At 46.7% G+C, this 21,425-nt stretch carries 21 protein-coding genes, 1 tRNA gene and 1 riboswitch; of the genes, 10 read left to right on the top strand and 12 right to left on the bottom strand.

Annotated features, from left to right (window positions below; genetic code table 11):
- Window positions 1-131 precede the first annotated feature (131 nt).
- Entirely contained in the window at window positions 132-1,175 is a 1,044-nt protein-coding gene (tsaD, locus tag NIES2104_RS13960; protein ID WP_058998781.1) for a tRNA (adenosine(37)-N6)-threonylcarbamoyltransferase complex transferase subunit TsaD, read from the top strand.
- On the opposite strand, the gene NIES2104_RS13955 is transcribed toward tsaD, so the two are convergent.
- Complete coding sequence (locus NIES2104_RS13955) at window positions 1,172-1,732, bottom strand: hypothetical protein (protein WP_058998780.1); 561 nt, start codon at window positions 1,730-1,732, stop codon at window positions 1,172-1,174. The genes tsaD and NIES2104_RS13955 overlap by 4 nt on opposite strands.
- A 184-nt stretch (window positions 1,733-1,916) precedes the next feature.
- Between NIES2104_RS13955 and NIES2104_RS13950 the strand changes: the two genes are divergently transcribed.
- Window positions 1,917-1,990, top strand: a tRNA-Asp gene (locus tag NIES2104_RS13950).
- Window positions 1,991-2,003: 13 nt separating this feature from the next.
- On the top strand, window positions 2,004-2,570 hold the full coding sequence (locus tag NIES2104_RS13945; protein ID WP_058998779.1) for a chromophore lyase CpcT/CpeT: 567 nt from the start codon (window positions 2,004-2,006) through the stop codon (window positions 2,568-2,570).
- On the opposite strand, the gene NIES2104_RS13940 is transcribed toward NIES2104_RS13945, so the two are convergent.
- The 5 genes from NIES2104_RS13940 to NIES2104_RS13920 all read right to left on the bottom strand — a co-directional run bounded on the left by NIES2104_RS13940 (window position 2,560) and on the right by NIES2104_RS13920 (window position 6,050).
- Window positions 2,560-3,018 carry a MarR family winged helix-turn-helix transcriptional regulator gene (locus NIES2104_RS13940; protein ID WP_263970956.1) on the bottom strand — a complete coding sequence of 153 codons (459 nt, stop codon included), beginning with the start codon at window positions 3,016-3,018 and terminating at the stop codon, window positions 2,560-2,562. The two genes, NIES2104_RS13945 and NIES2104_RS13940, sit on opposite strands and share 11 nt — an antisense overlap.
- A gap of 58 nt (window positions 3,019-3,076) precedes the next feature.
- On the bottom strand, window positions 3,077-3,904 hold the full coding sequence (locus NIES2104_RS13935; RefSeq protein WP_058998778.1) for a carbohydrate ABC transporter permease: 828 nt from the start codon (window positions 3,902-3,904) through the stop codon (window positions 3,077-3,079).
- 46 nt (window positions 3,905-3,950) lie between these two features.
- Window positions 3,951-4,814 (bottom strand): class I SAM-dependent methyltransferase, encoded by an 864-nt coding sequence (locus tag NIES2104_RS13930; RefSeq protein WP_263970955.1) that lies wholly within the window; start codon window positions 4,812-4,814, stop codon window positions 3,951-3,953.
- A 13-nt stretch (window positions 4,815-4,827) separates the two neighbouring features.
- A complete protein-coding gene (locus NIES2104_RS33710; protein ID WP_058998777.1) occupies window positions 4,828-5,667 on the bottom strand; it encodes a sigma-70 family RNA polymerase sigma factor in 840 nt (279 codons plus the stop codon).
- 137 nt (window positions 5,668-5,804) lie between these two features.
- Entirely contained in the window at window positions 5,805-6,050 is a 246-nt protein-coding gene (locus NIES2104_RS13920) for an AbrB/MazE/SpoVT family DNA-binding domain-containing protein (RefSeq protein WP_058998776.1), read from the bottom strand.
- 84 nt (window positions 6,051-6,134) lie between these two features.
- Here NIES2104_RS13920 and sipA point away from each other — a divergent pair, with 84 nt between their 5' ends.
- Complete coding sequence (gene sipA / locus NIES2104_RS13915) at window positions 6,135-6,347, top strand: regulatory protein SipA (RefSeq protein WP_058998775.1); 213 nt, start codon at window positions 6,135-6,137, stop codon at window positions 6,345-6,347.
- Here the strand turns inward: sipA and NIES2104_RS13910 are convergent.
- Window positions 6,344-6,958, bottom strand: a complete 615-nt coding sequence (locus NIES2104_RS13910; RefSeq protein ID WP_058998774.1) for a hypothetical protein — start codon at window positions 6,956-6,958, stop codon at window positions 6,344-6,346. The two genes, sipA and NIES2104_RS13910, sit on opposite strands and share 4 nt — an antisense overlap.
- 92 nt (window positions 6,959-7,050) lie before the next feature.
- Window positions 7,051-8,421, bottom strand: coding sequence for a phosphomethylpyrimidine synthase (gene thiC / locus NIES2104_RS13905; protein WP_058998773.1), 1,371 nt, complete (start codon window positions 8,419-8,421; stop codon window positions 7,051-7,053).
- Window positions 8,422-8,428: 7 nt separating this feature from the next.
- A riboswitch (TPP riboswitch) is annotated at window positions 8,429-8,521 on the bottom strand.
- A gap of 293 nt (window positions 8,522-8,814) precedes the next feature.
- Between thiC and NIES2104_RS13900 the strand changes: the two genes are divergently transcribed.
- Both NIES2104_RS13900 and pgmB read left to right on the top strand, forming a co-directional pair.
- A complete protein-coding gene (locus NIES2104_RS13900) occupies window positions 8,815-11,220 on the top strand; it encodes a sucrose synthase (RefSeq protein ID WP_058998772.1) in 2,406 nt (801 codons plus the stop codon).
- 19 nt (window positions 11,221-11,239) lie between these two features.
- A complete protein-coding gene (gene pgmB, locus NIES2104_RS13895; protein WP_058998771.1) occupies window positions 11,240-14,137 on the top strand; it encodes a beta-phosphoglucomutase in 2,898 nt (965 codons plus the stop codon).
- A 323-nt stretch (window positions 14,138-14,460) separates the two neighbouring features.
- Here the strand turns inward: pgmB and NIES2104_RS13890 are convergent, their stop codons facing one another.
- Window positions 14,461-15,600 carry an alpha/beta hydrolase gene (locus NIES2104_RS13890; RefSeq protein ID WP_058998770.1) on the bottom strand — a complete coding sequence of 380 codons (1,140 nt, stop codon included), beginning with the start codon at window positions 15,598-15,600 and terminating at the stop codon, window positions 14,461-14,463.
- A gap of 3 nt (window positions 15,601-15,603) precedes the next feature.
- A complete protein-coding gene (locus NIES2104_RS13885; RefSeq protein WP_058998769.1) occupies window positions 15,604-16,245 on the bottom strand; it encodes a C40 family peptidase in 642 nt (213 codons plus the stop codon).
- Between the two features lie 21 nt (window positions 16,246-16,266).
- Here NIES2104_RS13885 and NIES2104_RS13880 point away from each other — a divergent pair, with 21 nt between their 5' ends.
- Window positions 16,267-17,202, top strand: a complete 936-nt coding sequence (locus NIES2104_RS13880; RefSeq protein ID WP_058998768.1) for a serine hydrolase — start codon at window positions 16,267-16,269, stop codon at window positions 17,200-17,202.
- Here NIES2104_RS13880 and NIES2104_RS13875 read toward each other — a convergent pair.
- Window positions 17,199-17,378 carry a hypothetical protein gene (locus NIES2104_RS13875; RefSeq protein WP_058998767.1) on the bottom strand — a complete coding sequence of 60 codons (180 nt, stop codon included), beginning with the start codon at window positions 17,376-17,378 and terminating at the stop codon, window positions 17,199-17,201. The two genes, NIES2104_RS13880 and NIES2104_RS13875, sit on opposite strands and share 4 nt — an antisense overlap.
- 230 nt (window positions 17,379-17,608) lie before the next feature.
- Here NIES2104_RS13875 and NIES2104_RS13870 point away from each other — a divergent pair, with 230 nt between their 5' ends.
- A complete protein-coding gene (locus NIES2104_RS13870; protein ID WP_059001716.1) occupies window positions 17,609-18,223 on the top strand; it encodes a Uma2 family endonuclease in 615 nt (204 codons plus the stop codon).
- 783 nt (window positions 18,224-19,006) lie between these two features.
- On the opposite strand, the gene NIES2104_RS13860 is transcribed toward NIES2104_RS13870, so the two are convergent.
- Window positions 19,007-19,525, bottom strand: coding sequence for a glyoxalase-like domain protein (locus tag NIES2104_RS13860; protein ID WP_068380220.1), 519 nt, complete (start codon window positions 19,523-19,525; stop codon window positions 19,007-19,009).
- A gap of 181 nt (window positions 19,526-19,706) precedes the next feature.
- Here NIES2104_RS13860 and NIES2104_RS13855 point away from each other — a divergent pair, with 181 nt between their 5' ends.
- On the top strand, window positions 19,707-20,396 hold the full coding sequence (locus NIES2104_RS13855) for an RNA polymerase sigma factor (protein WP_058998764.1): 690 nt from the start codon (window positions 19,707-19,709) through the stop codon (window positions 20,394-20,396).
- Complete coding sequence (locus tag NIES2104_RS13850; protein WP_058998763.1) at window positions 20,396-21,418, top strand: tetratricopeptide repeat protein; 1,023 nt, start codon at window positions 20,396-20,398, stop codon at window positions 21,416-21,418. The genes NIES2104_RS13855 and NIES2104_RS13850 overlap by 1 nt, the downstream gene beginning before the upstream one ends.
- The last annotated feature ends 7 nt before the right edge of the window (window positions 21,419-21,425 follow it).

The following is a 21,425-nucleotide window of genomic DNA, read 5'->3' as shown; positions in this document are numbered from 1 at the left end:
GTGTCAAGTTGATTTTTCCACTGTTCTACAAGCGGAACTCGATCGAGTGGAACGCTACACTAGAAAATTAGCTTCGCTCACTCTGATTCGAGCAACTGTAACAGTTACCTACTCCCAAAACCTACCAGCAAATGGCAACGGTCTTAGCAATTGAAACAAGTTGTGACGAAACTGCGGTGGCGATCGTAAAAAATCGTCACATTTTAAGCAGTGTTGTATCGTCGCAAATCGCGATCCATCAGCAGTATGGCGGCGTTGTGCCGGAAGTGGCATCTCGTCAGCACGTCGAAATTGTCAATAGTGCGATCGCGCAATCCTTCACAGAATCCGGTTTATCTTGGGCAGAAATTGATGGAATCGCTGGAACTTGCACCCCCGGATTGGTCGGGGCGTTACTGGTGGGATTAACCGCCGCGAAAACGTTAGCGATCGTGCATGAAAAACCGTTTCTCGGCGTTCACCATCTGGAGGGGCACATTTACGCCTCGTATTTGAGCGATCCAGAGTTGAAACCGCCCTTTCTTTGTTTGCTTGTGTCGGGTGGGCATACGAGCCTGATTTATGTGAAGGACTGCGGACAGTATGAAGTGCTGGGTCAAACGCGAGATGATGCGGCGGGAGAAGCGTTCGATAAAGTGGCTCGATTGTTGAAATTGGGCTATCCGGGTGGACCAATTATCGATAAATTAGCGGCTCAAGGAAATCCGAAAGCGTTTCCGCTGCCAGAAGGACAGATTTCGTTACCTGAAGGCGGATTTCATCCGTATGATTCGAGTTTTAGCGGGTTGAAAACGGCGGTATTGAGATTAACTCAGAAACTAGAGGCGACGGGGGCAGAATTGCCGATCGCAGATCTTGCCGCAAGTTTTCAAGCGACTGTGGTTCGGGCACTTACGAAACGGGCGATCGCTTGTGCGCGAAATTACGGATTAAATACGATCGCGGTCGGTGGTGGAGTCGCGGCAAATCGAGGCTTACGAGAACAATTACAGATTGCCGCAGAACCGCATGGAATTAAGGTGATGTTTCCACCGATGAAATTCTGTACCGATAATGCGGCGATGATTGCTTGTGCGGCTTCGGAGCATTTGGATCGGGGACATGTTTCGGAATTGTCGATCGCGGCTCGATCGCGGTTACCGCTTTCTGAAGTAATGAGCTTATACCGAGTTTAATTATCTAGAATTAGCTCCCATTCACCCGCTTGAGCATTCCAATCGGGTCGATCGGTTTCTCCCACTACAAACGGACCCCAATAGCGCTGTGAACCATCCTGAGCGAAGGCAACCAGCACATCACCGCGTTTGAGTCGAATCGATTGGTTAGGAAGCGCCACTAATAACCCCGAATCACTGCCTTCTTGCGGTGCAAAATCCCAGTGAGACGGGAGTGCAAATCCTCTAGGTGGCTCACCTGATTTAGCATTTGCTTCTTTGGGCTGACGGGCTAATAACGCGACTCGGAGCGCATGGTCGGATCGATTGCGAATGCGTAAATTTCCTTGTTTGAGCGCGATCGCTGCCGAATCAGGTTTCTCAATGGCAGGAGGAGTCACGGCTTCAGCAGGTGGGCTGGCGGTTTTGATCACCGGAACGGAATTCGACGGACTCGAAGAAATCGAAATCTCGATCGGTAAAAGTTTGAGCAGAATCGTGCCTGCGATCGCGGTCAGTACTGCCGAAGCCAACGCAATTTTAAGCGCTGGATGCCGCCCGATTTTCATGTCTTTCATGGGTTCCGCCTAGCCTACGTCAATCTTCCTACTTCAGTGATAACAAGGGAATTCAGGATCGGGGCAGAAATTTTTCGGGGATCACCGATCTGGGAATCAAGAAAACCTTGGTAAATTGTTTGACAAATTTGAATTGATCCTGCAATATAAAGATCGCGCTGAAAAACAGGGCGAAAACAAATCTGGGACTGTAGTTCAATTGGTTAGAGCACCGCCCTGTCACGGCGGAAGTTGCGGGTTCGAGCCCCGTCAGTCCCGTAGGTAAAAAGCGATGTTGAATCCTTCAATTCTTGCTCAGTATATGGCAGGAGAGTTTGATAACCAAGTTCAGGCAAGAGAAAGCCCGACTTGGTTCGTACATCTTCGTTTGTGGCAGCGTCCGGTTCAATTGTTTGAAGACTTGACGATTTTTGCTGAGCAATCGAATGTTTTGAAGCTGGATCAACCGTATCGACAGCGATTATTGCAATTGCAAGAAACTGAAAACGGGTTGAAGGTTCAATACTATCAATTCAAAGATCCAAGTCTTGTAAAAGGGGCAGGGCAAAGACCGGAATTGCTCGATCGATTATCCGACCAAGCTATCGAACTGCTTCCAGGTTGCACGTTAGAGGTCACCGTAAAATCTCTCGCTCAAGGCTTTCACTTCATCGCCTCACCGCCACCCAATAGCCGCTGTGCCTTCTCGCTACAAGGTAGTACGATTCAGGTTTCATTGGGATTTGAAGCGATGCCTGACCGTTTTTTGAGCTACGACAAAGGGATCGATCCTGAAACACAGCAACCGATCTGGGGTGCGTTGATGGGCGCGTATGAATTTCAGAAAATTAATCCGTAAAAATCGATTTCAGTCGCTGAAGTGCGGTTTTGATTTCGGCTAATTCATCGGGCGTTAAGCGATCGAACTTTTGCTTCAAATACGCAATGTGAACCGGAAAGATTTTCTCAAATAAGGCTTCACCTTCAGAAGTCAGAACAATGAGAAAACAGCGGCGATTTTCTGGCGGAACTTCGCGACGGACGAGATTTTTCTGTTCTAATCGATCGATAATCCCGGTCAAGGTTCCTTTTGTCACGAGCGTTTTTTCAGCCAGTTGATTCATGAACATACCGGGAGTGTTGCCCAATGTGCAAATGACATCGAATTGGGGCGGAGTTAAACCCGTTTCGCGGATGTGAGCTTCGTCGTAAGCGCAGAAGGCTTGGTAAGTCGTGGCAAGTTCGCGCATTGTAGATAGAAAGGGTTCTTTGGCGGCGGTTTTCGCGTCGGAAGTATCAGTTTTCACAGGTGATTTATCACTAGAGCGCCTACTATTGTATATCAAACTGTTTCAATTAAAACTGTCACCCTTTCACACCGCTTCCAGCTTCAGTCGGCACGATGTAGCGCTGCATGATGAGGAAAAACAGCAAAATTGGCACGATCGAGATCACTGATCCCGCTGCAATTAATCGCCAATCGAGCGTGAAGGTTCCAGCGAGTTTAGAAACACCGAGCGGCAGAGTGAAAAATTCGGGTCGATCGACGACTAAAAGAGGCCACAGAAAATCGCTCCACGAACCGATAAACACAAAGATTGCTAACGTAACGAGCGCAGGACGAATCGACGGAAGCATCACATACCACCAGATTCCCAGTTCTGAGCAACCATCCATTCGGGCGGCTTCTTCGAGTTCTTTCGGCACACTTTGAAAGGCTTGTCTAAGCAAGAATATGCCAAAAGCGGATGCAATTCCAGGAAAAATGATTCCGAGATAGCTATTGACCAATTCCAATTTCACTGCTAAAACATACAGCGGAATCATCACAATTTGAAACGGAATTAGAATCGTAGAAACGATCGCACTAAAGATAATTTCTCGCCCTGCAAACGTCAATCTCGCTAATGGGTAAGCCGCTAGAGAACAGAATATTAGATTTAATACAACGGTCAACACTGAGACTAATGTGCTGTTAAATAAATAGCGTCCAAATGGATTACTCTGCCAAACAGTGACAAAATTCTCTAGCGTTGGCTGTTCGGGAATAAACCGGGGCGGAAATTGAAACAAATCTTCGCCGGGTGATTTGAATGAAGTGCTCACCAGCCAAACGAGCGGAATCAGCATCAAGATTGCGATCGCGCTCAGCAAAATGTAGGTGAGTACCGATTGAGTTGTTCGCTCGCGCATGAGTTTCCACCCGTAAACTGATCGTCAATCTTATCCGAATTTTGCTTTACTTCGTTGCGACGACTGCCAAATTCCAAGCCATTCGCTTCATCAATGGCAGTTTTTTGAGGACTCGATCGAGCTTTTCCAATCGCAAATAGGTTTTCTCTAATCGTGCTTGTTCGAGAATGATCTTTTTCCAATACCGTTCTTCATTCGGATTGACCTTCTCAACCAAATAAAACTGTAAGAAAATCCAAAGTGTTGCAATCCAAAACGTGTCGTAATTTGTCTGGGAATAGAGCGATCGAATAAAGTTCACAATGCCAATATCGAGCGGCGTTTCATCTTCAGTCCGCACTTCGGTTGCCATCCGTCGATACACATTAATCACAGGATTATGGCGCAACGGGTCCCAAAAACAAGCTCTTCCACCCGGTTTTAGAATTCGGTGCATTTCTTGTAAAGTAACCTTCGGATCAGGAATGTGATGCAGCAAATTCGAGGCGTAAACAATATCGAATGTATTGTCGGGAATGTCGATCGACATGGCATTAATCACCCGCCCTTCAATCTGAACCCCGTTTCGCTCCGCCAATTGCAGCGCCACATCGACCATTCCTGGCGAATAATCTGCCGCGACACACTGCGCCCCCAGTCGAGCAAAATAGACGCTATTTTCACCCGCGCCACAACCGAGATCGAGCAGTAATTTTCCTCGAACATCGCCAAGCTGTCTCAGGATAAAGCGATTTTCAGGAGCAGTACAGGCTTCAAAATAATCGCAGACACGAATACCATCGACATCGATCGTGCTTGCCCATTGGTCATGAAACGCCTGTTCCCGGCGCAGCAAATCATCTTTCATCGGTTGCGAAAATAGCGATCGGCTTTGATCATACTGTGAGATTCCAGCGATGATCAAAATCAAAAGCAAGTGAAATCTAATCAATCAACCGATCGGAATCCATCAACTCATCAACTTCCTCTTGAGTCAATGGCGGAATTTCTCCGCTGATGATTTGATTGCAGGTAGTCACGCATTCATTACAGATATAAATTCGAGCGGTTCTAAAGATTGGTCCTGCGATCAGTGCATGAACTTGATGATTACCTTTGCCACAGAATGAGCAGCAAACTTCTAGTTCTGGCTTGATTTGAGCAGAAGTACGATTCGTCATAATCTGGTTTTCCTGGAGTAAGTTAGGTTGAATTTGAGCTTGAAACGGTAACAATCGCGCTTTTAGTTGGTGACGCGATTTGTGTAACCGCCCTTTTACGGCATTGACTGAAATATCTAAATGCTTTGCCACTTCTTGCAGGCTGAATTGGTCATGGTAGAAGAGTAGAACTGCTGAACGATTCTTTGGAGATAAAGTATCGACGGCTGAGAGTAATGCAGTGTGAAGCTCTTCCTGTTCTGCGACTAGCTGAGGGTCAGGTGAACTTCCGACGATCGAGGACGATTCATCTGCAAGGTTCCTCACCATCGTCTCAAGCGAAAAACAGATAATCCTACGCCGCCTCAGATTGTTTCGACATAAATTAAGCACAATTCCATAGAGCCAACTCTTGAAGCGATTCGGGTCATTCAGTTTCCCCAGTGAAAGATAGGCTTGCAGCATGGCTTCTTGCACCAGTTCTTGAGCCAAATCTCGATCGCTAACCACTCGCATCGCCAGCCGTTGTGCAATCGGCTGATAACGTAACACAAGCTGACCGAATGCCGCCTTGTTTCCCTGTTGTGACAGAAGAACTAACTCCAGATCGCTCTGTTCCGACACGCTTTCCTCGTTGAATCACTCTACTAATGATTAGTGGCAAAGCGAAGACAAAAGGTTACTCATTGGAATGCCAAATTACGAAGTTAGGCTCTACTCACCCAATACCCGAAAGCCTGCTTACCCTCGAAACTTTTGATTCAAGCCCGATGATTAATTTCGTCTTGAATTGCTTGATTCATTTCATCGATTGAAACGGTCGGTGTATCTGGTCGATGCAAAATTCCTGCAAGATTGGCAACTGAGATATCCAGTGGAAGAACTTTAACCGCTCCAGAACCATCAATAATAAATTCAACACGGCTTCCAGGTTGCAGCTTAAGATGTGCCTGGATCTCTGGCGGAATTGTCACCTGCCCTTCATTTGTGATTCTGGAGATAGTCATGTGCAATCCTTAGAGTCATATTGAACGAGTATAGCCTTATGATCCTGTGCGGTAGAGTAAAAGTTAGAGTGATAATCCAAAGTTATGAAAGAATTCTCGATCGGTGAAAAAGTCCGCATTGTTTCCCTGCCGCCGTATCTGAAAACGGCTGAGACGATGCCGATGTTGCGTCCAGCGGATCTTTTGCAGGTGGGAGATGAAGGAACGGTGCTCGATCGACGACCCGGCGGATATTGGGGCGTTCGATTTCCCACGGGTGCGTTCTTGATGGATGATCAATATTTAGAATCGGTTTAGATGAACGATTTGAGGATTTGCACCACTCGATAAAGCTGATTGCCTTGTCGAGTAGAAAGGGTGAATTTATCTGAGATATCGTACTGTTGAGTTTGTCGATCGAGTTTCACAAACAGATAATCTTCACCTGTTGTGATCAGTGCAAACGATTCTGGATTCGGGTGTGACATCATATACGCTAATGTCTGCGGTAATGCTTGCATCACGCTAAATCCATAGCGCTTTGTTTCAAGCAGAATGAGCCAGAGTGAATCTTGCACGAGCAAGACATCGATCAATCCTTCTAAAATCGTTTCTCCATTTTCAATCTCGATTCTGACGTACTTCTCGCCTCGAACTTTGTACGGTGGATCAAATAGTCCTAGGGCTTCTAACAGCGGTGCAATCACAATCAGATTCACGGTGCTTTCTGTGATTGCGCCTTCTGCTTGATAGTATTGGTAGCGAATTTTTAATCGATCGCAGGTCGCTTGCTCGATCGCGCTCAACTCTGGAAATTCAGCCTGCCATTCTGAAAAGAAATTCGGATCAACAGCCGGACGTACCTCAAATCGTCGATGTGCTTCATTGAGGTTTGTAATTGCTTTTCTGATGCCGAGAGTTTGAGTCATGAATGTCGATCGTGTTTCTCTTAAATTCTAATTCAAAAAAATCCCGCCTTTCACGAAGAGAAACGGGATAGACATTGAAGTGTCAAGCAGAATTAGACCGTTTGTTTTTCACGAGCTAAGAACTTCTCAAGCTCGGTGAGTGCATCAGCATCGACTTTGGTTTGCATCGGGCAGAATTTAGGTCCGCACATCGAGCAGAATTCAGCGGTTTTGTAGATATCCGCAGGTAGCGTTTCGTCGTGGTACTCCTTGGCGCGTTCTGGATCAAGCGACAGTTCAAATTGTTTGTTCCAGTCGAAGTTGTACCGCGCTGTTGAGAGTTCATCATCTCGATCGCGTGCTCCCGGTCGATGGCGTGCAATGTCTGCCGCGTGTGCAGCAATTTTGTAAGCGATCAATCCAGCGCGAACATCTTCAGCATTGGGTAAGCCTAAATGCTCTTTGGGAGTGACATAGCAAAGCATTGCAGTCCCGTACCAACCTGCCATCGCAGCCCCGATCGCGGAAGTGATGTGATCATATCCAGGTGCAATATCAGTGACCAGCGGACCTAACACATAGAAGGGCGCTTCAGAACACTCTTCCATTTGTTTACGAACATTGAATTCGATTTGATCCATTGGAACGTGACCGGGACCTTCGACCATTACTTGCACATTGTGTTCCCAAGCTCGGCGGGTCAGTTGTCCCAAGGTTTTCAGTTCAGAAAGTTGAGCTTCGTCAGAGGCATCATGAGTACAACCGGGACGGAGTGAATCCCCTAGGCTGAAGGACACATCGTATTTTTTGAAAATTTCGATAATATCGTCGAAGTGCGTGTAGAGCGGATTTTGCTTGTGATGTTGCAGCATCCAGCGGGCAATGATACCGCCACCACGAGAAACAATTCCAGTAATTCGCGATCGCACAAGCGGCAAGTATTCGATCAGCAGTCCAGCATGAATCGTCATGTAATCGACTCCTTGCTGAGCATGTTTCTCGATCACATGCAGGAAGTCATCAGGAGTCAGATTGTCAAGATTGCCGTGAACGCTTTCGAGCACTTGGTAGATTGGCACTGTACCGATCGGCACTGGAGAAGCGTTAATAATTGCTGTGCGAATCTCGTCTAAGTTACCGCCGCCTGTGGATAAATCCATCACGGTGTCAGCACCGTATTTCACAGCCAATTGCAGCTTGGCGATTTCTTCACTCATATCGGAAGAGTTGGGCGAAGCTCCGATATTGGCGTTCACTTTGCACTTTGAGGCAATCCCGATCGCCATCGGTTCCAGGTTCGGGTGATTGATGTTTGCCGGAATGATCATGCGACCGCGAGCCACTTCGTCGCGAATCAATTCAACCGGGAGATTTTCCCGCTGAGCAACATAGTGCATTTCCTCAGTGATTACGCCATTTCGGGCATAGTGCATCTGAGAAACGTTGTCCTGCCCCCGACGTTTGGCAATCCAATCTGTCCGCATAAGTTTTTCCTCTGATAGTTAGCTTCCCTTCGCTGGCATTACCCAGTCTCAGGTTCTAAGGGTTTGTTCTCAGCCCGGTGGGGCACCCCTAGCTTGATTGCTTATGGTATCAGGTTGGCGGCAAAAATGCTCGACTTGTACAGTTCGTTGCTGATGTAAAAAGATTGATGTAGAAGTGCGATCGCTACTTTACGCGAATCGACTCTGCTTAGCCTCGCTGATGAATCTCTACCGTTAGCCAGGTGAATTTCTCTGAATGAAATTCTATAAGTTCGATCAGGCAAAATGTGACTTGATGGGATCGCTTGTGTTGGTGTAATCGGAGTTGATGATTTTTCATCCATCGAGTCGCCTGAAGTGAGTCAAACTCTAGACGCTTGATGGTACGTTTTTATGAATCAACTAATTGCAACCGTTTTACAACACTTTGAAGAGAAGTTAGTCCTTCAGCAGATGATCGATCGCTTTCGTCGATCGAATCAGCGATACGTTCTAAAAAATGAGATTTTTCAAGCTTTTGCTGAATATTGTGAAGAAACTCATAAGCCTGCACATTTTCTACATTCCTCGCACATTGCACATCTGATTCAGTACAGTCATGAATTGTTACTGGAAGACGATCGCATTTGGTTAGTGCTGCGTCCGTGGATTGGCAGTCAGGAAACTTGGGCATTTGATCCAGGGTTAACAGGCTGTGAAGCCATGTCACCGAAATCAATGCTCGAAGCTCGCGATCGCTTTGTCGATCGTGCTCAGTCGAATCTGTTTGAAATCGATGTTACGCCATTTTATGAAAACAGCCCGACGATTAATGATCCGCGCAACATTGGAGAAGGACTTGCATTTCTAAATCGCTATCTCACAAATGAAGTGGTAGACGATCGCGATTATTGGCTCAATGTCTTGTTTGATGTGCTGCATCGGCATGATTACGAAGGCGTTCCATTGTTGATTAATGATCAAATTCAATCGGCTGAACAGTTAGCTCAACAGATTAAACACGGAATTCAGATTTTACGATCGCGTCCTCCTGAGGAGCCATACGAATCGATTCACCCAGACTTACAGCGGATGGGATTTGAGCCGGGATGGGGCAATACTGCTGAACGCGCTAGAGAAATGATGGAATTGTTGGAGCAGATGATTACGATGCCTCAGAGCGCGATTTTAGAGGCATTTGTGGCACGATTTCCATCGGTGTTTCGAGTGGCTTCGATTTCAATTCATGGTTGGGTCGGGCAAGAAGAGCTAGGACGACCGGAAACGCTCGGACAAGTGGCGTATGTGCTGGATCAGGCAAGAAACCTCGATCGACAATTGCAGCAAAACATTGAACTCGCTGGATTGAAAATGCTCAATATCCAGGCTCAAGTCGTTGTGCTGACGCGCTTGATTCCGAACTGTGAAGGTACTCAGTGTGCATTGCCGCTCGAAAAGATTGATGACACTGAAAATGCTTGGATTTTGCGGGTTCCATTTCGAGAATTTAACCCGAAAGTGACCGATAACTGGATTTCTCGATATGACATTTGGGGCTATTTAGAAACTTATGCGATCGATGCTCAAGCACGATTGATACAGCAAATGGGCGGCAAGCCTGATCTAATCATTGGTAACTATAGTGATGGAAATTTAGTCGCTTCATTAATGGCACGTCAGCTAAACGTGACACATTGCAATATTGCTCACTCGCTAGAAAAGCCGAAACACCTATTTAGTAATCTGTACTGGCAAGACTTAGAACCGCAATATCATTTTTCCGCGCAATTTACCGCAGATTTAATCAGCATGAATGCGGCTGATTTCATTGTCACTTCGTCGTATCAAGAAATCGTGGGTTCTCCGGAGACGGTCGGACAGTACGAATCTTACAAATGTTTCACGATGCCACAGCTTTATCATGTGATTAATGGAATTGAATTATTTAATCCAAAATTTAATCGGGTTTCGCCGGGAGTCGATGAGCGGGTCTTTTTTCCGTATACGAATCAGCGATCAACTCAAGATCGCGATCGCATCACGCATCTGATTTTCGAGCAGGAAGATCCGACGATCTTCGGCAAACTCGCTGATCCGCAACGTCGCCCCCTACTTGCCGTTTCACCCTTAACCGCTGTCAAAAATTTAGCGGGACTCGTCGAATGTTTTGGACGCAATCTGGAACTTCAGCAGCGTTGTAATTTAATTCTTGTCACTAATAATCTTCGCGTTGAAGATGCGATTAACGCTCAAGAAGCCGAAGAGATTGAAAAAATACATCGCTTGATTGACCATTACCAATTGCATAATCACATTCGCTGGATTGGTGAACGCCTGTCTAATCCCGATCTCGGAGAAATGTATCGCTGCATTGCCGATCGCCAAGGGATTTTTGTTCATTTTGCTCGGTTTGAAGCATTTGGCAGAGTATTGCTCGAAGCGATGGTTTCTGGACTACCATCGTTTGTAACCGCGTTCGGAGGAACTACGGAGATTATCGAAGATGACAGACACGGATTTTTAATCAATCCCACGGATTTACAAGGCTCAGCGCGGAAGATTCTAGAGTTTCTCGATCGAGCCGATGCGGATTCAGATTATTGGCATAAGATGTCAAATCGCAGCATTCACCGAATCCTGGATGAGTACAATTGGACACGACATACGCAGCGACTTTTATTGCTGACAAAACTGTATAGCTTCTGGAACTATGTCCACCGCGACAGCCGAGAATCCCTTTTACATTATCTCGATGCTTTGTTCCATCTCATGTACAAACCCAGAGCCGAACTCATTCTAGAACAACACCAAAACCAATAACTCCCGGAGTTCTTGCGCCATGACCCAGACCGACCGTTCCCCGCTAATCTACACAGACTGGACTGCGATCGAGACTGAATTCAATCCGAGACTGCTCAACACCCGCGAAACCGTTTTTACGATCGGAAATGGCTATTTGGGGACACGCGGCAGTTTTGAAGAAGGATTTTCTCAATCTCAAGCAGCAACCCTGATTCACGGCGTGTATGACGATGTGCCTGTCGTTTATACCGAACTGGTGAATTGTCCGGATTGGTTGCCGCTGTTGATCATTGTCGATGGGGAACGCTTTCGGCTCGATCAGGGTGAAATTCTGAGCTACGAACGCCAGTTAGATGTCAAACGAGCGGTGTTAAGTCGATCGGTAAAATGGCGCAGTCCGAACGGGAAAACACTCTCATTGCACTTTGAACGGTTTGCAAGTCTTGCGGATGAACACGTCGTCGGATTGCGCTGTCAGATTACGACAGAGCAAGATGCGATCGTAGAAGTGCAAGCTAGCATCAACGGTTATCCAGAAAATCAGGGCTTTAACCATTGGGAACAGCTAGGACAAGGAAAAACCGAGCATGGGGTTTGGTTACAGGTTCGGACACGGACTTCTCATGTTGAGTTAGCAATGGCTTCGAGCTTGTCTTTGATCGGTGCAGAAGGAGCAGTGCAAATCACAAATGTTCCAGGCTATCCGACATTAACAACAACCTTCATGGCTCCGATGGGTCAGACGATTACGATCGAAAATCTAATCACGATCTACACGTCCCACGATGCCGAATCTCCAGTAAAAGCAGCTCAAGCTAAACTCGCAGCATTACCGGACTATCAAACCCTGTTTGCGGCTCACGAACAAAGCTGGGCGGAAACTTGGGAACAGAGCGACATTGTGATCGAAGGCGATCTCCGCGCTCAATTTGCGGTTCGATATAACTTATTTCAGTTGTTAATCGCTGCGGCTCGACATAACGATCGAGTCAGCATTCCCGCTAAAACACTGTCTGGATTTGGCTATCGCGGTCACGTCTTTTGGGACACAGAGATCTTTATTCTGCCGTTCTTTACCTTTACTCAACCGCATCTCGCTCGAAACTTACTGAGCTATCGCTATCACACGATCGAGGGCGCACGTCGCAAAGCTGCCTACTATGGCTATAAAGGTGCGATGTACTCCTGGGAAAGTGCGGACACAGGCGATGAAGTCACGCCAAGATGGGCATTACCGAAAGATCCGTACGGTGAAGATATTCGGATCTGGTGTCGCGATCGCGAAATTCATATTAGTGCTGACATTGCTTATGCCTCCTGGTACTACTGGCAAGCAACCGAAGACGATGAATGGATGCGCGATTATGGTTGCGAAATCATTCTCGATACAGCCGTTTTCTGGATGAGCCGCACCGAATGGAGTACGCGCTATGAACGCTTTGAAATTCGGGAAGTCATTGGTGCAGATGAGTATCATGAGCATGTCGATAACAATGCGTTCACAAACCGAATGGCGCAGTGGCATCTAGAAAAAGCCATTTATATCTATGATTGGTTAAAAGAGTGCTATCCAGACCGATTAAAGAACTTGTGCGATCGATTGAAGATTACCGCAGAACGTCGATCGCGTTGGCAAGACATTGCTACAAACATTTGGATTCCGTATCATCCATCCGGATTGATCGAACAATCAGAAGACTTCTTCAAGCTCAAAGACATCAACCTTGAAGACTATGAGCCGCGCACTAAATCGATGCAGGCAATTCTCGGAATTGATGGAGCAGATAAAGCTCAAGTTCTGAAGCAACCGGATGTATTAATGTTGCTGTATCTAATGCGGCAATCTGACGAGTTTCCTTACTCGAAAGAGTCTCTAGAAACGAATTGGAACTATTACGCACCTCGAACTGATATTACTTATGGATCATCTTTAGGTCCTGCGATTCATGCAATCCTTGCTTCAGATCTCAATATGACAGTTGAAGCGTATGAGCGATTCATGCAGGCTGTATTAGTTGATTTAGAAGATACTCGCGGCAATGCTCATGAGGGAATCCATGGCGCGTCCGCAGGAGGCATCTGGCAAGCCGTTGTCCTTGGCTTTGGCGGTGTCCAATTTGGCGATGAACCCTTTGCCCATCCGCATCTTCCCCCCGGTTGGACGCGGCTAAAATTCCGCCTACACTGGCGCGGCAAATGGCACGAGTTTGATCTAAGACCTGATTCATCTAAACCTATCATGACTGATTCTTTTAACATTCAAGGCGCGATTTTTGACCTCGATGGGGTCATCACAGATACGGCTGAATATCATTACCGCTCTTGGCAACGCCTCGCGGATGAGGAAGGTTTGCCCTTCGATCGACAAGCGAACGAAGCCCTCAGAGGCATTTCCCGCCGCGAATCGCTGATGAAAATCATTGGCGATCGCTCTTACAGCGAAGCACAAATCCAAGAAATGATGGAGCGCAAGAACCATTACTATGTCGAATCGATCGAAGCGATTTCACCCGATGATCTGCTTCCTGGAGCTAGGGAATTGCTCAAAGAACTGAGAGATGCAGGTATCAAAATCGCTTTAGGTTCAGCAAGTAAGAATGCCCGTCCGGTGATTGAAAAGCTAGGGATTGCAGATTTGTTTGATGCGATCGCGGATGGTCACAGTGTCGATCGTCCGAAACCTGCTCCTGACCTGTTTCTTTTTGCTGCAAGAGAACTGGGATGCGCTCCAGAACAGTGTGTTGTCTTTGAAGATGCTGCTGCTGGAATTGAAGCTGCATTAGCAGGACAGATGTGGGCAGTCGGATTAGGTCCAGAAGAGCGTGTGGGCGAAGCGCACATTGTTTTATCGAGTCTTGAAATTCGCTGGACAGATTTGCTTTCTCGGTTGCAGCAAGTCGCGACAGGAGATAGACAAGCAGAATTGATTCGATAGCTCTAGAAAGCAGGAAGTAAGCGTTTTAGAAAACGTTTCCAATAGTCTCAAATCTAGAGGGTATTTGAGAAGTGATCGTTTGTTGCATCACCCGCCCCGGAATAGAATTCGGGGCTAACCGTGCGAAGTCAGTTGAAACTGACTAAAGAACTCTATCCAGGCTCTTCAGTCCCCTTCAGTGGACTTCGTTCAATTAGCCCCGAATTTCATTCCGGGGCGGGTCAGCAACAATAGCGGAAAGACTTCCTATGCTTTCCAAACATTCTCGTAGTTCCTCTCCTTGAAAATAGGAATTTAGGTTAAACTCATCAACTTCGATCGCTCTATTTCAGCGTGGATGCCAGAAAACGCTCGGTGTAGTAAAGCGATAGTTGATTGCTCACACCGTTAAACACTGCATCAAAAGCATGTTCCGCCCAAGGAATTTCAATCAAGACTGCATTGTTACCGTTCTGCTTCAATTTCTCATACAAACCCCGACCAAATTTCGACTCTACAATATGATCCTTCCCTCCATAGATCAATAAAATCGGCGGCAAGTTCGATCGCACTTGTTGGTGAGGCGATGCTTGCCGATAGAGATCTGATCGCTCGATCGGGGTTCCTCCTAGAAAATTCCGCAGCACGTCGCGACTGTCGATCGGATCAGGAAACGGTGGATTGTTATAGCCTTCAGTGAGTTCAACCGGACTGTAGTAATTGACAACCGCACGAAAGGGAAAAGCATCAGTTGCGAAAGCAGTCAGCATTGCTAAATGTCCGCCTGCGGAACGTCCCATGATTGCCATTCGATCGACATCCACTTCATACTGATCTGCATTCTGCTGAATGAACTCTAATGCAGTTCTAATGTCTTCAAGCTGAGTCGGAAACTGATACCGTGGCGCGTGTCGATAGTCGATCGCCAAAACGGTATAACCCTGGGCTGCCATGTACCGACTAAATTCCTCATTCGAGTTAGGATTCCCCGCTCTCCAAGCACCTCCGTAGATCATCACGATCGCTGGATTCTTGCCCGATCGCATCGGACGATAAACATTCATTGTCAAAGGTACATTGTCCGACTGTGCAACAGGAATGTTTAACGTTTGACGAATTTCAGCTTTGGGAATGCCGCGAAACGCATCTAATAAAACAAACGGTGCAGATCTAAAACCAGGTAAAACGCGCTGCTCACCTAAGCTCGATTTCATTGCACTGCTTGCTTGTTGTGCGGTTGCTGGAAATTGTGCGATCGGTATCAAGCTCAAACTGAGTGCAAATATCATTCCGATTAGAATTGGCAGAGATTTGAGACGAAACACTGTGAATAAAAGCGCAATCGTATTGGTCAAAACCAGCCAGTGACTAATCTCCGGTGCGCCAACACTCAGCGGCAACAATGAAAAAATCGGTGCTGGAATCACAATCCAAAGCGACAGAAAGAAGCTAACCGCGTTAAATAGCAAAATCAACACAGTCATAACTTAGTGGGGAATATAGCTCTTGATCGCTCTTCCTGCTCCTCGATAGATTGAATGGTAATACTGGCTAACCAAATCGCCCTCTGCCGAAAGCTGATCAATTCCAATTCCATTCTGTCCTCGATCTTTTCCTGAACTATGAATATACTGCTGATTACCGAGATACAGTCCCACATGCGTCGCTTTCTCAGGAGTCCCAAAAAACACCAAATCACCTGGAATCAAAGCTTCTACGGGCTGTAAAAATGCTTCTTGCTGATAGGCATCTCTAGGCAGTCGAACACCAACGGACGCAAACGCCGCCTGCATCAAGCCTGAACAATCATAGTTCGGTGCAACCGTTCCGCCCCAGAGATATTCATTCGGAACCGACATCGCCGCCTGAGTAAATGCAATGATTTCAGGAATACGATCGCGAATTTCCTCTCCCGTCCAAACCGGAGCTTGATAGGGAATCTCTACCTCTTTCAAATACTGCAAATCTTTCGGATCAAGGTATCCCGGATAATCATCTTCACAAGTCATCACTTGCAGCGGTGACTCTGACAAAATTTTAAGATAGCGACCTGTTGCAGCTTGCGTTGCCAATCGAGTTAAATCCGGTGAATCGTAGAGATTGAGATTCGCGATCGTGCGATATTGCATAAGACAGAGATTTCACGAACTATGACTTTTTTCCACAAAGACGAACGGTTAGAAACCTTGGGCGATCGAGTCTTACAAGCGACTTGGGCACAGTTTGGGGGACTTGCCCCAAATCAAATTGCAATGACCTGGATTGTGTATGACTCGCCCGTGTTCGTTAATACTGGCGGTGCCATTCGCCCCGAAGAATTTTGGCAGCGATCGCCCAGAGGTTTCGCTTATCGCGGCGTTGAAAATATTTACCCCGCCAGTGTGGTCAAGTTATTTTATCTAGTCGCGGCACACGAATGGTTAGAACGCGGCATGATTTCACCTTCGGCAGAACTCGATCGAGCAATGCGCGACATGATTGTCGATTCGAGCAATGATGCCACTGGGCTTGTCGTAGATGTCCTGAGCGGAACCACAGGCGGACCCGAACTTCCGCCCGGACCGTTTGAAACCTGGAAATATCAGCGCAACATCGTCAACCGCTATTTTCAATCGTTGAACTGGTCAGAATTCGCCACGATTAATGTCAACCAAAAAACCTGGTGTGATGGACCTTACGGACGAGAACGCGCCTTCTACGGCGAAGATTTCGACAATCGCAATATGTTAACCACAAATGCAACTGCAAAATTGCTTCATAGTGTTGTGGGTGGTGTTGCGGTGACACCCGAACGATCGCAATCCATGATGGAATTAATGCAGCGATCGCTAAATCCAATCGATCTCGAAGCTGACGCTGAAAATCAAGTCGTCGGCTTTATCGGTGGCGGCGTTCCCCCAGTAGCAAAAGTCTGGTCAAAAGCAGGTTTAATGAGCCGAGTCCGACACGATGCGGCTTATGTCGAACTGCCAAATCTCCAGCCTTATCTTCTCGTTGTCTTTACCGAAGGCAAATCACACAGCGCAAACGAAGAAATTCTCCCCTTCGTGACTCAACAAATTAATGAGGCGATGCAAGAAATTTAGCGGCAATCATTTCCATAGAACGTCGCTTTCCCATCGTCTGTAGACTGCTCACAAGAAACGCCGGAATGCTGCCAAAGTTGGAATTGATGCCAGAGTTTCGGACTATTCTGAATGCCGAGGATCAAGCAACCGACTCCTACGGAAACGCCCATCATTAATTGGTTAAGTCGAATCATGACTGATCTCGATCGAACTGCCTTTCTAAAATGCTCGATCGTGCTTTTCCTGTCTGTGATTTTCATCAATCAACGATTTGAGCAATCTTCGATACAGATTTCCGCACCGAATCCCGGCAGAATTACGATGTGTCCTAGAGTCAAATCACCATAACTCGGCTCCCGCAAGGGGGCTATTTCTCTTTTAAAGCGAAAGTCTTAAAGTGAAAGTGGCGCGATCGAACTTTGCCATGATTCAAGCATTAAAGAAACCTGTCAGCTTCGACGAGTTCATCGATTGGTATCCAGAGAACTCAGCGACTCATTACGAACTACGTCGAGGATCAATTATCGAAATGCCAAAACCAAGAGGGAAGCATTCTGTCGTTGCAGGAGCGATTAGCGGTGAGGCGTTTATTGAAATTCGACGCTTAAGCCTTCCGTATATCATTCCGAAAGAATGCGTCGTTCGCTCTCTTGATGGTGATTCTGCCTATGAACCTGATGTAATTGTTCTAGATAGTGCTGCCTTGACAAATGAACCTCGCTGGGAGAAATCATCAGTGATCGAAAACGGCTCATCGGTTCGGCTCATCGTTGAGGTCGTGAGTACAAATTGGCGCGATGACTATCTGACAAAATTAGCAGAATATGAAGCGTTAGGTATCCAAGAATATTGGATTGTTGATTATGCAGGTTTAGGTGGTCGAAGATTTATCGGGAATCCAAAGCAACCAACGCTTTCTGTTTGCGAATTGATCGACGGGGAATATGAGATTCGACAGTTTCGAGGAAGCGATCGTATTCTTTCCCTAACTTTTCCAGATTTTGCCCTAACTGCCGAACAGATATTTTCAGCCGAATAATTACGCTTCCGCTCGGAAAATTTGTTCTGCTGTCAGTTTCAAATTTCCAAAGATAGAGGAAACGATGCCCCCATTTCTCCGAAATCGTTGAACTAGTTTGTTGTAGCTTTACGCACATGAAGTTACAGAAGATAATAATTTTATATAGGCTGGACTTAATTTGACTAAGTAAATATATGAAACAAGTTTATGCCTGATGTTTAACAATGACCAGAAATTCGATGTGGCGAATAGCTAGAAAAGCTGCGATTGCTCCTGCAAAATGGGCTTTTCGAGCGAAGACTATTCCAGGGAAAATATTCAAAGGTTTACTTGTTTTCTCGCTTTACACGAGTCCTCTGAGAATGCTGCCGAAAGCTCCGCCCGTATACCAAGCAGACCGATCTCCTCAAATAAGTACATCCGCCGAGATTTTTGAGCAAGAACTAAAAGCCGACCTAATCGGCAATCAGGTTGACTCAGAAAAGAGCTATGCGAGAGAAGTAGTTGAAGCTTGGAAGGCGCAGACAGCACGGTTGTAGTAGATCTCAGGTCTATGAATCTGCTCTTTCAAGTGCCTGTTCTGATCTGAAGGAATGGCATGGAGATGTAGATGAGATTGCTCGTGTTGCCCAAAGAGAAAACCAGCAGACTGGCGTTTCAAGACCTCTAGAACAATATAGGTTCTGGTATCAGGCAAAATTTAAGGCAGCTAAGAAAGCGGGTTGTTGACCTAGAATCAAACAAAAGACGAGGAGCAAGACCCATGCCTCACTCCTCGTCCGGGAAATAGAATCAATCTTGCTAATTGATGACTTCTGCAAGTTCTACCACTTGTCCGTGATAGTCTTTCACTAAGAAGTTCAGCGGTTTCTCACGACGGATTTTGTGCTTGATGCCGCGAGATTGAACCCGCAGCAGAATTTGATCCAAGCAATCTCGATCGAAGCACACATGACGCTGACGATCCTTTTCACCGATCGTTGCTCCAGAAATCACATGAAGCTGGGTATTTTTCTTCAGTTGATACCACAGCCCGTCATTGCCGTTCCCGCGTGCGGTCGTACTGCCCATCGAACCCGACAAATACATGGGATTCACGCCTGCCGTTCCTAGCGACTGTTCGTAGTTGTAGTAATAGTGCAACGGCACTTCAGCAACCGCTAGTTTCAGCATTCCGCCATAAAAATCGCGGGCGCTTTCGAGATCAGAAACCATAACCGTATGAACTTTCGGGGCGCTCGTCAGGAAGAGCCACATCGCTACAGCGTACGCGCCGAGCAACATAACCATAATGCCTTGAGTGGAAAACAAGCTATCCATAGATAAAAAGTGACTAATGCAACGGGCTGCCTAAAGAAGTCCATTTATTCTATCAACACTCAAGCGAGAGCATCCGCAAGCTTTAGAAAATCACAACGTTTTCTCGGACACATCCATAAAAAAAGTGTGCCGTTTTGCTTCAGGACTGTATATAGTAATTAATTCGACTCTGACACTATTTATGAAAGCTGTAGCGATTCCAACCTTTCCAGAGGCACATCACCCGATCGTTAAAGCGTTGTTTCATCACAGCGATCAAGAACTCCTGACGCTGTTTCAGCGCTATCCTGATTCGGGGCAGTTCTTTGTCGCGCTGTTTTGTCGCTACAGCCCGATCGTATATTCACTGATTTCACGATCTGCCCGTTCTCCGGTGCAGTCTGAATATCTGCTGGCGTTAATCTGGCGACACGTTTTTCACGAATTAGCCGGAGTCGATCTTCGGGCATTTAGTCAAAGCGGCTCAACGTTTCAAACTTGGCTCTTAGCAGTCACGGCATCGGGGATCAATGAAGCCGAACTGCCTGCGGTTGAGGATATTCATTACGATATTCGATCGATGTCGCCGCCGTTCTGGTGTTATCTCGATCGTACTTTGGAACAGTTGCCGCCTGCAACTCGATTTATGGTTGTGATGTCGCAGACGTTCCACTGGAGCGAAACCCGGATTGCAGCCTATTTACAGGCAGAAGGCGAACAGATTAGCCCCGACGAAATCAAAGCGCAGTTGCAAGAAGGATATCGACTGCTAGAAAAACTTTTGCCCGAAGACATTAGAACGATCTATCTCGGTGGGAATTCTAGAGAGCAAGAGTCGGTTTCCGAGTTGGAGGCTGACGACGCAAGCCTAGAAGAACTCGAATTTTTCTAATGTTGACTCTCAAACTGATTGGATCGATTGCTGGAATTTTACTGCTCACCGGAACGCCTACGTTTGCCTCTAGTCTGACGCGCCAGTTACACGCGCCCGTTCGGACTCAAGACGAAACCAGAGAAACTGCCGATCGCTTAGTCGAAACCGGGATTCAAGCGCAACAAAACGGATCGCCAGAGCAAGCGATCGCGAATTGGCAACGAGCGATCGACATTTATCGCCATGTCGGAGAAGTTCCGGCTCAAGGTCGTGCATATGATCTTCTCGGCATGACTTATATTCATCTCGGTCGCCTAAATGAAGCTGAAGATGCCTTTCGTCGCAGTTTGGGAGTTGCACGAGATTTGAATAACTCGATTAGCCAAATCTACGGATACAACAACGTTGGACAAGTGATTCTCCAACGCGGTCAAACTCGCGAAGCGGCAAAATCGTTTGAGGAAGGATTGAGTGTGGCGCGGAGCATCAAACATCAAGCCGGACAAGGATTATCACTGAGTAATCTGGGGTTTGCGAATTATGCTCAGGGCAAGTATCGAGAAGCGATCGCGTCTCTCGAACAAGCCCGCACCTTTCGAGATCAAGCAAAAGATCCGGTCGGAGCGGCAAACACTTTGAATCATTTAGGTGAGGCGTATTTAGCGATCGGTGATGCTCGATCGGCTTATAGCGCTCACGATCGAGCGATGACCCTAGCACAACAAAGCGGCAATCAATCGGCTCAGTTTCGAGCATTTGACGGGTTGATGCTGGCGTATCGCGGCATAGGACAAGAAAATCGCTTTGTCGAAATGTTGAATCAGCGGATTGCAATGGCAACTCAGAAGAATGATGCTTGGCAGATGTTAACTTCGCTGAAGATGATGGCACAACACCAACAGCAAACGGGTAAATTGACGATGGCTGAAACCTACTATCAACAGGCGTTTTCAGTCGCTCAACGATTAAATGCAACGAGAGAGCAAGATTATTTGACAGAACAACTGGGACAACTGCGAGCGCACAAGTTCAAATGGTAAACCTTTC

Source organism: Leptolyngbya sp. NIES-2104 (genome assembly GCF_001485215.1).
In the GTDB taxonomy this organism is placed as follows: Bacteria; Cyanobacteriota; Cyanobacteriia; order Leptolyngbyales; family Leptolyngbyaceae; genus Leptolyngbya.
This window is presented reverse-complemented; position numbering and strand designations above follow the sequence as displayed.